This is a genomic window from Brevibacillus laterosporus (assembly GCA_007833815.1).
Classification (GTDB): domain Bacteria; phylum Bacillota; class Bacilli; order Brevibacillales; family Brevibacillaceae; genus Brevibacillus_B; species Brevibacillus_B laterosporus_D.
Genome location: CP033464.1, coordinates 1,410,001 through 1,424,057 on the forward strand (window position 1 = coordinate 1,410,001; position 14,057 = coordinate 1,424,057).

The following is a 14,057-nucleotide window of genomic DNA, read 5'->3' on the forward strand; positions in this document are numbered from 1 at the left end:
CGTATCGTAAGGAGCGGTGGAGCGCTTGGAAGTGAGAATGCCGGTGTAAGTAGCGAAAAGACAAGTGAGAATCTTGTCCACCGAAAGCCTAAGGTTTCCTGGGGAAGGCTCGTCCTCCCAGGGTTAGTCGGGACCTAAGCTGAGGCCGAAAGGCGTAGGCGATGGACAACTGGTTGATATTCCAGTACCACCTCTGTTCCGCTTGAGCAATGGCGTGACGCAGGAGGATAGGGTGAGCGGCCTATTGGATGGCCGTCTAAGCAGTAAGTGTGGTGTGTAGGCAAATCCGCACACCAGTAAGCACAAGCTGTGATGGCGAGGGAAATTATAGTACCGAAGTCCCTGATTTCACACTGCCAAGAAAAGCGTCTAGCGAGGAACAAGGTGCCCGTACCGCAAACCGACACAGGTAGGCGAGGAGAGAATCCTAAGGTGCGCGGGATAACTCTTGCTAAGGAACTCGGCAAAATGGCCCCGTAACTTCGGGAGAAGGGGCGCCTCGGTAGGGTTTATAGCCCGAGGAGGCCGCAGTGAAAAGGCCCAAGCGACTGTTTAGCAAAAACACAGGTCTCTGCGAAGCCGCAAGGCGAAGTATAGGGGCTGACGCCTGCCCGGTGCTGGAAGGTTAAGGGGATGGGTTAGCGCAAGCGAAGCTTTGAACCGAAGCCCCAGTAAACGGCGGCCGTAACTATAACGGTCCTAAGGTAGCGAAATTCCTTGTCGGGTAAGTTCCGACCCGCACGAAAGGCGTAACGACTTGGGCGCTGTCTCGGCAAGAGACCCGGTGAAATCATAATACCTGTGAAGATGCAGGTTACCCGCGACAAGACGGAAAGACCCCATGGAGCTTTACTGTAGCCTGGTATTGAAACTTTGTGCATCATGTACAGAATAGGTGGGAAGCTGTGAAGCGAGGGCGCCAGCCTTCGTGGAGCTGTCGTTGGGATACCACCCTTGATGTACGGAGTTTCTAACTTGCCGCCCTTATCGGGTGGAAGGACCATGCCAGGTGGGCAGTTTGACTGGGGCGGTCGCCTCCTAAAGAGTAACGGAGGCGCCCAAAGGTTCCCTCAGAATGGTCGGAAATCATTCGTAGAGTGTAAAGGCACAAGGGAGCTTGACTGCGAGACCTACAAGTCGAGCAGGGACGAAAGTCGGGCTTAGTGATCCGGTGGTTCCGCATGGAAGGGCCATCGCTCAACGGATAAAAGCTACCCTGGGGATAACAGGCTTATCTCCCCCAAGAGTCCACATCGACGGGGAGGTTTGGCACCTCGATGTCGGCTCATCGCATCCTGGGGCTGAAGTAGGTCCCAAGGGTTGGGCTGTTCGCCCATTAAAGCGGTACGCGAGCTGGGTTCAGAACGTCGTGAGACAGTTCGGTCCCTATCTGTCGCGGGCGTAGGAAGTTTGAGGAGAGCTGTCCTTAGTACGAGAGGACCGGGATGGACGCACCCCTGGTGCACCAGTTGTCACGCCAGTGGCACAGCTGGGTAGCTATGTGCGGACGGGATAAGCGCTGAAAGCATCTAAGCGTGAAGCCCCCTTCAAGATGAGACTTCCCATAGCGCAAGCTAGTAAGACCCCTCATAGACGATGAGGTTGATAGGTTCGGTGTGGAAGTGCAGTAATGCATGGAGCTGACGAATACTAATCGGTCGAGGACTTATCCACATTGCCTGTATGCTGAAATCATTATCCAGTTTTGAAAGAATAATATGGCGGTGTAGCTCAGCTGGCTAGAGCGCTCGGTTCATACCCGAAAGGTCGGGGGTTCGACTCCCTCCGCCGCTACCATTATAATTATATGGCCCGTTGGTGAAGCGGTTTAACACAGCAGCCTTTCACGCTGTCATACAGGGGTTCGAATCCCCTACGGGTCACCATATATATTTGGAGGATTAGCTCAGCTGGGAGAGCATCTGCCTTACAAGCAGAGGGTCGGCGGTTCGATCCCGTCATCCTCCACCATTTATATTTTCATATTATCGCGGGGTGGAGCAGTTCGGTAGCTCGTCGGGCTCATAACCCGAAGGTCGCAGGTTCAAATCCTGTCCCCGCAACCAAAATTTTGGAGCTGTGGTGAAGTTGGAGTTCACGCCGGTCTGTCACACCGGAGGTCGCGGGTTCGAGTCCCGTCAGCTCCGCCATTTTTAATTAAATAGGCTGTTGGTTATATTAAAATGCCGGTGTAGCTCAATTGGTAGAGCACCTGACTTGTAATCAGGGGGTTGTGGGTTCAAGTCCTATCGCCGGCACCATTTTTTTATTGGGGTATAGCCAAGCGGTAAGGCAACGGACTTTGACTCCGTCACTCCCAGGTTCAAATCCTGGTACCCCAGCCATTAGCATGAGCCATTAGCTCAGTTGGTAGAGCATCTGACTTTTAATCAGAGGGTCGAAGGTTCGAGTCCTTCATGGCTCACCACTTTTTTTGTGTTTAGTGGTCATCAGAGAATTGATAAATGCGATAGATTCAGATTTTAGTGGTAGTAGTATTTCGGAGCTCAAGTCCTCTTGATCGCACAAAACATGTGCGGACGTAGCTCAATTGGTAGAGCGTCGCCTTGCCAAGGCGAAGGTCGCGGGTTCGAGCCCCGTCGTCCGCTCCAAATAGATTTTTTATATTTTGTGCCCTTAGCTCAGCCGGATAGAGCGTTTGACTACGAATCAAAAGGTCGGGAGTTCGAATCTCTCAGGGCACGCCATTATGCGGGTGTAGTTCAATGGTAGAACTCCAGCCTTCCAAGCTGGTCGCGTGGGTTCGATTCCCATCACCCGCTCCATATTTTTTAAAAAGGTAGAGCAAAAGCTCTATCTTTTTTGTGTTTTGAAACCTTTTTATAGGAAGTACGTCCTTTATAATAAGACTAACCAAAAGGAGGCTGTTAATTCTTTATGAATCAGACAGAACCTCGCTCCAGATGGAAGAGAACAATTAAGGATTGGCTTACTTCCATCATAACAGTATTTATCGTTACATTTGCTTTGTACACGTGGCTGGGAGCGCCCTATGTTGTGTATGGAGAATCCATGCAAAGCACTTTGCATAATAATGAGAAAGTAGTTGTAAATAAGGCGGTTTATCGTTTGCATGAACCACAACGAGGAGAGATTATTGTTTTTCATGCAAATCAAAAGGAGGATTATATAAAACGTGTAATTGGAATAGCAGGCGATCAGGTAGAAATGCGTAATGATCAGCTATATATTAATGGACAGCTTGTAGAAGAGCCTTATTTAAATGAGCAAAAGACCAAAGCCCATGCAGAGGGCACAAAGGTAACGGAGGATTTTTCTCCAGTTACGGTTGAGGCAGGTCAGATTTTTGTAATGGGAGACAATAGGCAAAATAGTAAGGATAGTAGAATGATTGGCCCTGTGTCCATTAAAGAGGTCGTTGGTAGAGCTGATTTCGTTTACTGGCCACTTTCAAACTTGCGATCACCATAATGTGACAACTATAAGCGTAATGAGTGAAGAGTTCTATTGCTATGAAAGGCATTAGGACTTTTTTCTTTTGTCTATGAAAGTGACATGGAGTCCTTATTTATAATATTTTTATTCAAAAAATTGACTCTACATGCTGATAAAGCGCTTCCTCTATAATAAGAGTAGGAAAAAGTTGTTGATCATCAATAACAGTCAGGAGGATGCGCTTGAACTATCGATGGCTAAAATTAACGAGCATCTTGCTACCTACCATTATGATAGGTGGTTTTGAATATGCGCGGCACCAATTTTTGTTACCGTACTTTACGATGGATGAAGGGAACGTCATTATTACAATTATGACCTTGGTTCTGTCATTTATTTTTGCCACCTGGGTTTTTGGAAAAATCAAAAGAATGAGTGAGAGATTGGCAAAAGAAGGAGCTAAGCATGCCGTGTATGAAGAGCGGGAACGTTTAGCCCAAGAGTTACATGATAATATTGCCCAAGCGATCTTCTTTCTCAACGTAAAACTAAACCAGGAACAGCTTGGAGAAGCAAAGGCAACTATTTCTGAAATTGATAACCAACTGAGACAGGCAATTTTTAATCTTCGTTCTCATCCAGAAGAAGGTGTGTTATTGACGGATCGCTTGAGGAAATGGCTACATGAATGGAGTATGATCACAGGTATAGAGGTGAAACAAGAGCTAGAAGGCATGGATGAATATTTTAAGCAGGCAGAACAAGTACATATGTTTAGCATTATTCAGGAATCGTTTACTAATATTCGAAAGCATGCCGATGCGAGTCACACGGAGATCCGATGGCAACTTCAAGGAACAGGCTGGCACCTATTGATTAGAGATAATGGAGTAGGTATCGATTCCGAAACATTAAAACGTGAGAGATACGGTCAGACCATGATGCGAGAGCGAAGCTGGAAATTAGGAGCTAGTTTTGAAATGCGTCCAGGCATACAGGGTGGCACGGAAATTTTGGTAGAGTCATTTAAAGGGGAGAGCGGAAGGTGCAGAAATATCGGGTATTAGTGGTAGATGACCATTTATTAGCTCGTACAGCTATAAAAAGTATGTTAGCAGAGGACTCTTCCTTTGAAATTGTAGGGGAGGCCGAACAAGGGGAAGAGGGAGTACGTCTTTGTAGCCAGCTACAACCAGATGTGGTATTGATGGATATTAGCATGCCTGTCTGCGATGGTTTGGAGGCAACACGACGAATCAAACAAGCCTATCCCCATATAAAAGTGGTTATCTTGAGTGTATCAGATGATGTAGCAGATTTATTTACAGCTGTGCAATTTGGAGCACAAGGATATTTGTTAAAAAATATGAATCCACATGACTGGTTATCATATTTGCGTGCTTTGCTAGAGGATAACAGTGATATTTCTCGTGAGTTGGCTAGTAAGCTTTTCTATAAATTTCGGACGGGTCCCGTAACAGATGAACCTAGCCCAAGTGTATTAACTCCGCGTGAAACTGAAATTTTAAAATATGTATCAAAGGGTGAGACTAATAAACAAATTGCCCAGCGTCTAGTGATTACGGAACACACAGTCAAAAATCATATGAAGAATCTGCTGGAAAAACTCTATTTGGAAAATCGGGTACAGTTAGCCTCCTATGCCCTGCGCCATGGGCTATCTTCAGAAGGTTAGAAAGGCCTACTTTGTAGGGACCCCAAGTGATCACTGTCGTAAGAGAAAGCTGTGTCATATGGAATTGTTGCTAAGTGATTAAAAGAAATACAGGAATTAGGAATCTTTTATCGAATTACTTATAGAAAAGGAATGGGAAGCCAAGGGGGCTCATTTATGTGGAGATTTACCAAAAAGCATTTTGGGTGAAACGCTCAATCAAGAAGCATCCACTTTGGCCCGATCAGGTATTACTCACCCAGCACTTCTTTCCTTATGTCTTACTATACGCAACCAGATTATCTATGACATTGAAAAATCCAAGGAAACTGTATTGCCCCATTCTTTTTGTCTAAATGGCCGGTCTATGAAAATTATTGCATATTTTGAAGGATTACTAGGATCACGATGAGTACTATCAGAGACAAATAGAAGAGTTTTTAGAGATGATCAGCTGTTCGGACACATGTGATATCCATCTATAAAAACCAGCAAAATAGGCTGGTTTTTTCTGCATGTATCCGGGTGACATCTTTCCTTTTTTACTAAATAGAAAGGAGAAAGCAGCATGAGCTCCATTCAAATAGGCAAAATAGTAATTTTGTTAGCCATTCTTGTTCATCTTCTAGGAATTGGTGAACTATTTGGTAAAGAAGTGATGCATACTAGTCAATTACTCACTCTTTGTCTGCTTATCTTAGCCTTTTTTAGTCTAGGCAAAAAAAAGGGAAAACGAAAGCGCAAAAAATCAGCGACGGTCAGAACTCTCTTAGACCGAGCAAAGGATCGATCGTCTGATACAGATGTGTCTTAGACAGTAATAGGGGGAACAAGTGGATTTCCGCTAAGATGGGTTTGGAGAAGTTCTAGATTTGATTGTTGCGGCATAAAGTAGTAAAGAATCTTGTGAAAAGATAGGGGGACACAATGGCTTATCGTTCAAAACGTACGGTGAAGGAACACGTCTATGAGGATACCCTTGTATGGCAGTGTACAGCTTGTAACTGTTGGTCTCGAAAAGAATTTATTATCGTTGAGGACCCACGCTGCCCATTGTGCAACAGCAAGATGGAAGAGGAAATGAAGAATATCCGGATAGAATAAGCATGGAAGCTGGTTGCCACCTTAGCAACTGGCTTTTTGTTTGATAATAGGAATAATTGCTGAAAAGGGGAGAGTAGGATGAAAAGATTTTCATTTGCCGTAACATATGGGAAATGCATTACTCATTACGATAGCCTACACTTGATTATGTCACGAATTGGTAAGCTACCAGCAGATACCTATATGAATTGTGCTTATCTATCTCCTCAGGGTAAAATTGGCTATCATCAGGCTACGTTACCTCAATTGTTGCTAGTACTCAGTGGAGATGGATGGGTGCGCACTGATACATGTGACTATGTTTATGTACAAAGTGGAGATGCTATCTATTGGGAACCTGGAGAATGGCATGAGAGCATTACAGAGTCTGGTATGATGTCGATCATTTTAGAAGCGAAAGACTTGCTTGGAAGAATATCCATGTTGGAGTATACAGAAGAAGGAAATGGCGAAACATAACGAGAATGATCTGAAAAGACAGAATTATATATGCAGGAGGAGACGACTATGTCCATGCAACTTCAAACCAGATTTTGTGATATCTTTGGAATAGAAAAGCCAATTGTGCTAGCAGGAATGGCTGGTAATATAAACTCAGCTGCACTTGTGGCAGCAGTATCAGAAGCAGGGGGCTTAGGAACCATTGCTGGAGCATATGTTACGCCTCAGGCTCTACGGGAAAGAATTCGCGAGGTAAGGGCTTTAACCAATCGTCCCTTTGCTGTGAACCTACTTTTATTTGAACAACCAGAGCAACAAGAAGTAACGCCTGCTTTTAGGCAATGGCTTAATCAACAAAGGGAACGATTCAATCTGGCACCATGGACAGGTGACTGGCCAACCCTTCAAGATGAAATAACAGATTGTTTTACAGTTATTTTAGAAGAGAAGCCTGCTGTATTCAGTTGTGCGATGGGATTGCCAGGTAAATATGGAGAAAGTGCAAAGGCAGCTGGGATGAAGGTCGTGGGTATGGCTACCACGCAAGCAGAGGCTGAACAACTAGTGGCCCAGCGAGTCGATGCAATCGTAGCACAAGGTGGTGAGGCTGGTGGCCATCGCAGTACTTTTGATGCGGGAGAGGATGGACCTGGAGAATGTATTGGTACATTACCTTTAGTGGCCCAGCTTGCTTCTACTATTCAAAGAGTTCCTGTAATTGCGGCGGGTGGGATTATGAATGGTCAAAGTATAGTGGCAGCCTTAGCTCTTGGTGCTGAAGCGGTACAATTGGGTACGCGTTTTTTGGGATGTGCAGAGAGTACAGCCAATAAGGTGTATAAAGAACGGTTGTTTAATGCAAAAGAGACAGATACGGCTGTGACAAGAGCTTTTTCGGGCAGACCAGCGCGTGGAGTCGTGAATCATTTTATGAAAGAGTTTGATAAAAGTCGAGCACGATCGCTGGCGTATCCAATTCAAAATGAATTGACTAAGGAAATTCGCCAAGCGGCAGGGAAAGCCTTGGACGCAGACTATATCTCGTTATGGGCTGGCCAAGGGGTAGGAATGCTGCAAAAGGAAGAAAAAGCAGCAGATATCATGAATGCTTTACTGGAAGAGGCACAACAAAGTTTTAGCAGATTACAAAGCTGGGTGCATGAAAAATAAATATGTAGAGGTGAGCCGGATGGATATAAAGCTTCTGCAAACATTTGAAGTAGCGGCATCCTGTGAGAACTTTCACCAGACGGCAGAGACGCTGTACATCGCTCAACCTACTGTGACGCAACATATACGTCAATTGGAGAAAGAATTAGATGTTGCTTTATTTGAACGAGTAGGCAAACGGGTGAGGTTAACAGCAGCCGGGAAGCGTTTTTTATCGCATGCAAAATTGATTTTGTCACAATGGCATGCCGGTGCTGAAGAGATGGTAGCATGGAAGCAAGGATACAAGGAAACTCTGCATATTGCGGTCTCTCCGATCATTGCTCGTACCTCACTCCCTTCGCTTATTCATCGTTATACGAAAGAGCACCCTGAGGTAGATATTACAATAAAAATTGCCGATTCTATCGATATTGGTCTTTTGGTGCAAAGTGGACAAGCTCACTTAGGATTATCTCGTATGGTTCCTTACGAAAGCCAACTGGCTACCTATCTGATGCAAACAGATCCAATTGTATTTGCTGTTCCTCATTATGGTGGCGATATGGATGCCCCGTTACCTGACTGGGAGCAGGAGTTACTTACAAAGAGATTGTTAACCCATAATCATCCGATATATTGGGACCCCCTCTTAACAGCACTGAGACAACGCGGATTTGCTATTCGCACGATGGGAGTCACCCATGTAGATGTGACCAAACGTTTTATTGAAGAAGGGCTTGGTATTTCGTTCCTGCCACGCTCTGCGATTTTACGTGAATTGTTTGAGAATCGCTTTATGGAATTACCTACACCGGGCTTGGAACTGCCCAAAGTGGCTTCCTATGTCGTTTTTCCAAACAGCAATTTGATAGCATCCGGACAACGATTTGTTGATATCTTAGCGACATTATATGCTCCCTTACCAAAAGTGACCTAAGCTTTGGAAAGAGCAATGGTTAGCGACTAAAAACATCGAGTACCATCAGAAGTCCCCACAAAGCACCTAGAAAAATTGTGACTCCAAAAAACACATAGGCAATGTACCGAAGAGGAGCTTGTTTTTCCTTTGCTGGCATAATGTAATCATCCTTTCTTGTTTTAATAAGGATAGTCGTTTGTATCGGGAGCAATTCTGGTTAGTTTGCCATGTATGTACAAGCTTCATACCGGTTAATACAATTTTTTGATAAATTCTATACATACCCTGAATCACTATTACAGATCAAATAGTAATCTGAATCACGTTTGATAAAAGGATGAGGGCCTATTAATTATGTTTTGTAATCAATCATTCATTTACTATCTATTTCTACTTTTCTGAACATATTGTTATACTGAATGAAAAGAGGGGAGTGGAAGTGAATGGAAAAAATGTTGGCGATTGGGCTAGAAGGAATTGTTGTAGCTGAAACAGATTTAAGCCTAGTCGACGGGCAAAACGGATTATTGGTCTATCGGGGTCATTGGGCTCGCGATCTAGCCATTTCCCATACATTTGAAGAAGTCGCTTATTTATTATGGTTTGGTGCATTGCCTACATCAGAACAATTATCCAGGTTTCACACCGCCCTAGCTCAACAAAGAGCCTTACCGGAAGAGGTAAAACAGATCATAGACGCTATTCCGCATGATCGAGATAGGATGACAGTATTACGGACAGCCGTCTCTGCTTTGGGTGGTGCGGAACAAAGCTGGCCTCCTTCCTTGGAGCAGTCTATTGCCATTACAGCAAAAATGCCAACCATCATTGCTTATCGGGAAGCTCGAAAAATTGGTAGGGAACCGCTAGAGCCTCGGATGGAGCTTGGCCACACGGCAAACTACTTGTACATGTTAAAGGGAACGGAAGCCAGTTATGCGCATGTGAGAGCATTAGATGCTTATCTGGTTTTGACCCAAGAACATGGTATGAACGCTTCTACTTTTGCTGGGCGAGTAGTAACTTCCACTCAATCGGATATGTATTCTGCACTTACAGCAGCAATTGGTGCTTTAAAAGGTCCTTTGCATGGCGCAGCACCGTCAGAAGTCACAGACATGATTAATGCGATCGGCAGTAAAGATAAGGCAGAAGATTGGATTAGAGAGCGGTTAGAGAGCGGTCAACGCTTAATGGGCTTTGGTCACCGTGTATATAAAACCATTGATCCGCGGGCTACAGCGCTGCGGGTAGTAGCCGCTGATTTGGCAGCAGATGATCCGTGGTTTGATTTGGCTACCCATGTGGAACAAGTGGGAACGAAATTATTGGCTAAGTATAAGCCGAATCGTAAGCTGCATACCAATGTAGAATTTTTTGCCGCTGCGGTCATGAGAGCAGTTGGATTGGATGAATCACTGTTTACACCTACTTTTGCTGTCAGTCGTACAGTCGGCTGGTGTGCGCACATCCTGGATCAAGCGAGTCGTAATAGGATCATCCGTCCGGAGTCAGAATATACGGGAAATATGCCGAAATCGTAATTATGACGAACTAAAAATGAGGATTTCCTTAGCAACGCCTTCGAGATGTACGGACAGGACACTAATGATGTAAGTAATGGAATAAGTAATTGATTTGATCCACCAAGAAAAAGCTTCTCTTTCATTGGTTTTCATACCTTTTGAGAGAAAGGCTTTTTCCTTATCCATTTATTAGGCATTGTTTGCGGAAGTCACAGTCGTGGTTAGAGAGCAAAGCTTTCCTACATCAGATTGCAAAAGCTGGATTTCCTGCTCGGATAGTGGTATGTCTCCATAACGGTAAGCCTCGTAGGCAGTGGTGATGCGTTTAGCATATTCAATCATTTGATAGTTAGGACAGATGATTTGTAAGCGGTGCAGATACTCACTACTTGTCTCATCTATATGGATGAGTATGTCCTCTTTGCCCATGTGAATGAGGAACTGATAGTAAGCGAAGCGAACGCGGTCTTCCTTTTGTACGTGCCATTTTTGTAACTCTTTTTGACTATGCTCTTCTCCAGACTTTGCCGACTGATCTAATTTCTCGATCTCAGTTGTAGTAGGAGAGCTAGTATCCGATTGAGTAGCTGGCTTTTTTTTCTGACGGTAATGTTTCCAGATTCTCCAGGTGAAGAATACAAGTATCAGCGTTACAGCACCTGAAATAAGATAAGGTTCGAGACGTGAAAGTAAGTCATCCCCATTATCAGGAGGAGCCTCCCACTTTGTATCGTTCGGTTTTTGCCCATCTAGATAGTTGGTTAACGAACTGTTTGAAGAAGCCATTTCTTGCAGGGTTTGTATTAGACCATCCAGCCAGAGCAAGATAGGGGTAAGTAAGCTTTTAGCTACACTTCCAATAGGTCCTAGCAGTAGGTTCCAGACGAGAGAGATCGAGATAAAAACGAGGCTCGCTGCTAATACATATGCCCCGATTAGCAAGGTCTGCAATCCCCAATGTTGGATAACTAATCCAGATAAAGTACCTCCAGATGTAAAACGTAGCCTATTTTCCCGCGTAATGAATTCAATATAACAAATGATCAGAAACCAAATCGTAGAAACTGCTACTAACAGGGGGGTATCTCCCAAATTGGGATTAGAACCAAGCTTTTGAATAAGCAAAAAGAAGGTATAGACCAGCATGACGATAGTGAAGCGTTTAATGAGATCAACAAGTAGTACACCATTACCTGCTAAAGCGTGAAGCCGCCAGTAATAAATCCCGGCCCCCATAAGTGCCAGGAGCATGGAGTTAAAATAGAAGTAAGCAACCATTCCCACGAATGCTACCATCAGATATAACATGATTAAACCGATAAACGCGTGATTGCTTTTCTCATAGCAGTATGTGCCAACAGCAAATAGAAGAGAGATGCAGATAAACAGACCCATTCCCCTTGTAACCGTAAAAGCAAGATAAGGAGTCAAAAAGAGTAGAAGCGTAATGATCTGTGCTTCAAGTGATAATCGCAAGGTATTGCGGAGCGAAACTTTACTCGTCATGGGAACTAACACGCTCCTTCCCCAAAGTAGCCGAATCAGCCTGACTTAAAAATGACGTCTGCTTTGCGCGTTTATCTAAGAAAGAACTGCCTTGCAAGGAACGGTAGACGGGTGTCTCTTCTGCCATGTCCAACAGGATGACTTCATGACCACGTAAGATTAGTCGCTTCGTTGCCAGTGCCATTTCCTCATCAAAACGTAAAGAGATAAGGAGAATAGACAATTTTTTGGTGCTAACCTCCAAACGCCGCAATGTTCCTGCTACAGACGTTGGTATGAATTGATGCATTTTGGCAAGTTGCGTCATGACATGTACGTAATGAGCCTTGCCACTACCTTCTGCAAGTTGTAATACATCTTTTCCACGCTGTCTCACATTGAGATAAAGGGTGTAGGGAATTTTCTCCCGACGAAATCTTGTGGCAATAGAGGCGACAGCTGAAATCATTTTTTCATTTTCCAGATCATTAAAGCGCTGGAGCTTCGCTTCATAGATTGGGAGCATATGACCAACAATCATCCATTTTTGCTGTGAGGTATATTCAAATAATCTAATTTGCAAAGATGATGTTTTGGCGGTCGCTTTCCAGTCAATATTTTTGAGACGATCACCTGGCATGTAGGTACGAACACCACGTATAAAGGCAGGATCGTCTTGTAGGCGCTGCATGGATAATTGTTTGCCTAAAGGCTCCAGCGCTCCTTGTTTATAGGAAGGAGTTGGAATGATATCAGGGTAGACTAACAGATTGTAAGCTGTTTTCAGTGTTTGATAACAAACCTCTGTGGCAAATGGACTGATGAGCTCTATCTTTATTTCATTGAACCAGATGACACCACGTTTACTAGGAATTACAGTAATTTCTCGAATAGCTTGAGATCGTGGAGGAATATGCATGAATAACTGCACATGGTGTTGCTTATTTAGTTCGATACATGAATCTGCTCCCTCAACTTGTACGGAGAGAGGTAGGGTAAAGGCTAGTTTAGTAGCGGGTAACGGTAAAAAGGAACGATTTTGTACCAAGATTTTTAAGGTGGTAGGCGTCTGTGGCATGACACGTACCTGATCACTCGTACAAGTAATCTGAATAAGCTTGGGAGTTTTTTGAATCCACCATTGGTGAACATATAACAAAAAGAAAAAGAATCCACCCAGCACAAAGTAAAACCATTGGCCAGAGAGGAGTGCGATCAAAAGAAAAATGCCTCCAATCAGTCGAAACGAATCCAGGGTCACCATTTAGCGAACGCCTTCTTCAACAGGGGTAGGCACCGTAACCAGTAGTTCGTGTACAACATCGCTTTCCAAAAGTAGCAGTTCTGCTTCCATGGTCAAGCGGATTCGATGTGTAAAGAGAGGAGGAATTACAAGCTTCACGTCGTCAGGAAGCACGTAATTGCGACCGTCTAAATAAGCAACTGCTTGGGAAGCTCGTACAAGTGCCAACATCGCTCTTGGGCTTATTCCGATTTCTATAGAAGGATGTGTGCGACTTGCTTCAGTCAGATCAATGATATACGTCTCCACGGCTTCGCTTAGGTGTACCTGCCGAACCTCTTTTTGCATGAGCAGAATATCATCTATAGTAACTACTTCCGTTACCTGATCAAGAGGGGAATCATTGCGAAAGCGGCGCATCATTTCAAGAGCATCAGAGCGTGTTCCATAACCAAGTGATAAACGGAATAGAAAACGATCCAATTGTGCCTCTGGAAGAGGATAGGTTCCTTCTGATTCAATTGGATTCTGAGTGGCAATAACAAAAAAGGCAGGAGATAACGTAAGGCTGGTTCCTTCGATGGATGTTTGACGCTCTTCCATACATTCCAAAAGACCAGACTGCGTACGTGGAGTGGCGCGATTTATCTCATCTGCTAATAAGACATCTGTGAAGACGGGGCCACGTCTCAATTCGAAATCACTTGTTTTTGGATTAAAATAGTGAAGTCCAACAACATCAGATGGTAACAAATCAGCCGTAAACTGCAAACGTTGAAATGTCCCACCAATCGTTTGAGCGAGTGTCTTTGCTAACACGGTTTTCCCCATACCAGGTAAATCCTCCAATAGAACATGGCCACGCGCCAACATTCCAGCTACAAGCAAGCGAATTTCTTTTTCTTTTCCAACAATAACGGTGTTAATTGTTTCCAGAAGTTTTTGAATCTTTTCTTGTTGCATGAGTGACCTCCTTTTTTAAGCACCAAGTATGTATATTTCATAACCATATAACAAAAGAAAGGGGAAAGGCAATTCTTCAATAGATGAAATATTATAAAAAATTACAAGTGTTCATATGATGATTGGTTATAT

General features: G+C 44.1%; 12 protein-coding genes, 11 tRNA genes and 1 rRNA gene (1 of these 24 running past the window's edge). 21 read left to right on the plus strand and 3 right to left on the minus strand.

The genetic code is table 11. The annotated features are described in order from the left end of the window. From EEL30_08080 to EEL30_08180, 21 genes are all read left to right on the plus strand, one after another. A 23S ribosomal RNA gene (locus tag EEL30_08080) occupies positions 1 to 1,675 on the plus strand; it begins 1,258 nt to the left of the window's first position. 45 nt (positions 1,676 to 1,720) lie between these two features. Further along, a tRNA-Met gene (locus tag EEL30_08085) sits at positions 1,721 to 1,797 on the plus strand. 12 nt (positions 1,798 to 1,809) lie between these two features. Further along, positions 1,810 to 1,886: transfer RNA gene (locus EEL30_08090), tRNA-Glu, on the plus strand. Positions 1,887 to 1,895: 9 nt separating this feature from the next. After that, positions 1,896 to 1,971 (plus strand) — tRNA-Val (locus EEL30_08095). A gap of 18 nt (positions 1,972 to 1,989) precedes the next feature. Further along, positions 1,990 to 2,066: transfer RNA gene (locus EEL30_08100), tRNA-Met, on the plus strand. 7 nt (positions 2,067 to 2,073) lie between these two features. Further along, a tRNA-Asp gene (locus EEL30_08105) sits at positions 2,074 to 2,150 on the plus strand. A gap of 35 nt (positions 2,151 to 2,185) precedes the next feature. After that, a tRNA-Thr gene (locus EEL30_08110) sits at positions 2,186 to 2,261 on the plus strand. Positions 2,262 to 2,270: 9 nt separating this feature from the next. Beyond that, positions 2,271 to 2,345, plus strand: a tRNA-Gln gene (locus tag EEL30_08115). Between the two features lie 7 nt (positions 2,346 to 2,352). Continuing rightward, positions 2,353 to 2,428: transfer RNA gene (locus EEL30_08120), tRNA-Lys, on the plus strand. 108 nt (positions 2,429 to 2,536) lie between these two features. Next, a tRNA-Gly gene (locus tag EEL30_08125) sits at positions 2,537 to 2,612 on the plus strand. Positions 2,613 to 2,631: 19 nt separating this feature from the next. Beyond that, a tRNA-Arg gene (locus EEL30_08130) sits at positions 2,632 to 2,708 on the plus strand. Between the two features lie 4 nt (positions 2,709 to 2,712). Then, a tRNA-Gly gene (locus tag EEL30_08135) sits at positions 2,713 to 2,786 on the plus strand. A gap of 112 nt (positions 2,787 to 2,898) precedes the next feature. Then, complete coding sequence (gene lepB / locus EEL30_08140) at positions 2,899 to 3,453, plus strand: signal peptidase I (GenBank protein QDX92315.1); 555 nt, start codon at positions 2,899 to 2,901, stop codon at positions 3,451 to 3,453. A 206-nt stretch (positions 3,454 to 3,659) separates the two neighbouring features. Next, entirely contained in the window at positions 3,660 to 4,484 is an 825-nt protein-coding gene (locus EEL30_08145) for a sensor histidine kinase (GenBank protein ID QDX92316.1), read from the plus strand. Further along, positions 4,463 to 5,113: a DNA-binding response regulator gene (locus tag EEL30_08150; protein QDX92317.1), complete on the plus strand. Its 651-nt coding sequence runs from the start codon at positions 4,463 to 4,465 to the stop codon at positions 5,111 to 5,113. Before EEL30_08145 ends, EEL30_08150 begins: the two co-directional genes overlap by 22 nt. 547 nt (positions 5,114 to 5,660) lie before the next feature. Further along, on the plus strand, positions 5,661 to 5,906 hold the full coding sequence (locus EEL30_08155; protein ID QDX92318.1) for a hypothetical protein: 246 nt from the start codon (positions 5,661 to 5,663) through the stop codon (positions 5,904 to 5,906). Positions 5,907 to 6,019: 113 nt separating this feature from the next. Continuing rightward, positions 6,020 to 6,196: a hypothetical protein gene (locus EEL30_08160; GenBank protein ID QDX92319.1), complete on the plus strand. Its 177-nt coding sequence runs from the start codon at positions 6,020 to 6,022 to the stop codon at positions 6,194 to 6,196. A gap of 78 nt (positions 6,197 to 6,274) precedes the next feature. Then, positions 6,275 to 6,655, plus strand: a complete 381-nt coding sequence (locus EEL30_08165) for a cupin (GenBank protein ID QDX92320.1) — start codon at positions 6,275 to 6,277, stop codon at positions 6,653 to 6,655. Between the two features lie 48 nt (positions 6,656 to 6,703). Beyond that, on the plus strand, positions 6,704 to 7,807 hold the full coding sequence (locus tag EEL30_08170) for a nitronate monooxygenase (protein QDX92321.1): 1,104 nt from the start codon (positions 6,704 to 6,706) through the stop codon (positions 7,805 to 7,807). Between the two features lie 19 nt (positions 7,808 to 7,826). Further along, complete coding sequence (locus tag EEL30_08175) at positions 7,827 to 8,726, plus strand: LysR family transcriptional regulator (protein ID QDX92322.1); 900 nt, start codon at positions 7,827 to 7,829, stop codon at positions 8,724 to 8,726. 425 nt (positions 8,727 to 9,151) lie between these two features. Continuing rightward, positions 9,152 to 10,252 (plus strand): citrate synthase/methylcitrate synthase, encoded by a 1,101-nt coding sequence (locus EEL30_08180; GenBank protein QDX92323.1) that lies wholly within the window; start codon positions 9,152 to 9,154, stop codon positions 10,250 to 10,252. Positions 10,253 to 10,423: 171 nt separating this feature from the next. Here EEL30_08180 and EEL30_08185 read toward each other — a convergent pair whose 3' ends face one another. Genes EEL30_08185 through EEL30_08195 form a run of 3 tightly spaced genes read right to left on the minus strand, consistent with a single transcriptional unit; the run spans position 10,424 to position 13,925 of the window. Then, positions 10,424 to 11,740, minus strand: coding sequence for a DUF4129 domain-containing protein (locus EEL30_08185; GenBank protein QDX92324.1), 1,317 nt, complete (start codon positions 11,738 to 11,740; stop codon positions 10,424 to 10,426). Continuing rightward, the gene (locus tag EEL30_08190; GenBank protein ID QDX92325.1) at positions 11,730 to 12,983 is read right to left on the minus strand and encodes a DUF58 domain-containing protein; all 1,254 of its coding nucleotides are present in this window, start codon (positions 12,981 to 12,983) and stop codon (positions 11,730 to 11,732) included. Before EEL30_08190 ends, EEL30_08185 begins: the two co-directional genes overlap by 11 nt. Then, positions 12,984 to 13,925 (minus strand): MoxR family ATPase, encoded by a 942-nt coding sequence (locus tag EEL30_08195; GenBank protein QDX92326.1) that lies wholly within the window; start codon positions 13,923 to 13,925, stop codon positions 12,984 to 12,986. It abuts the gene before it with no gap. Positions 13,926 to 14,057: the final 132 nt, after the last annotated feature.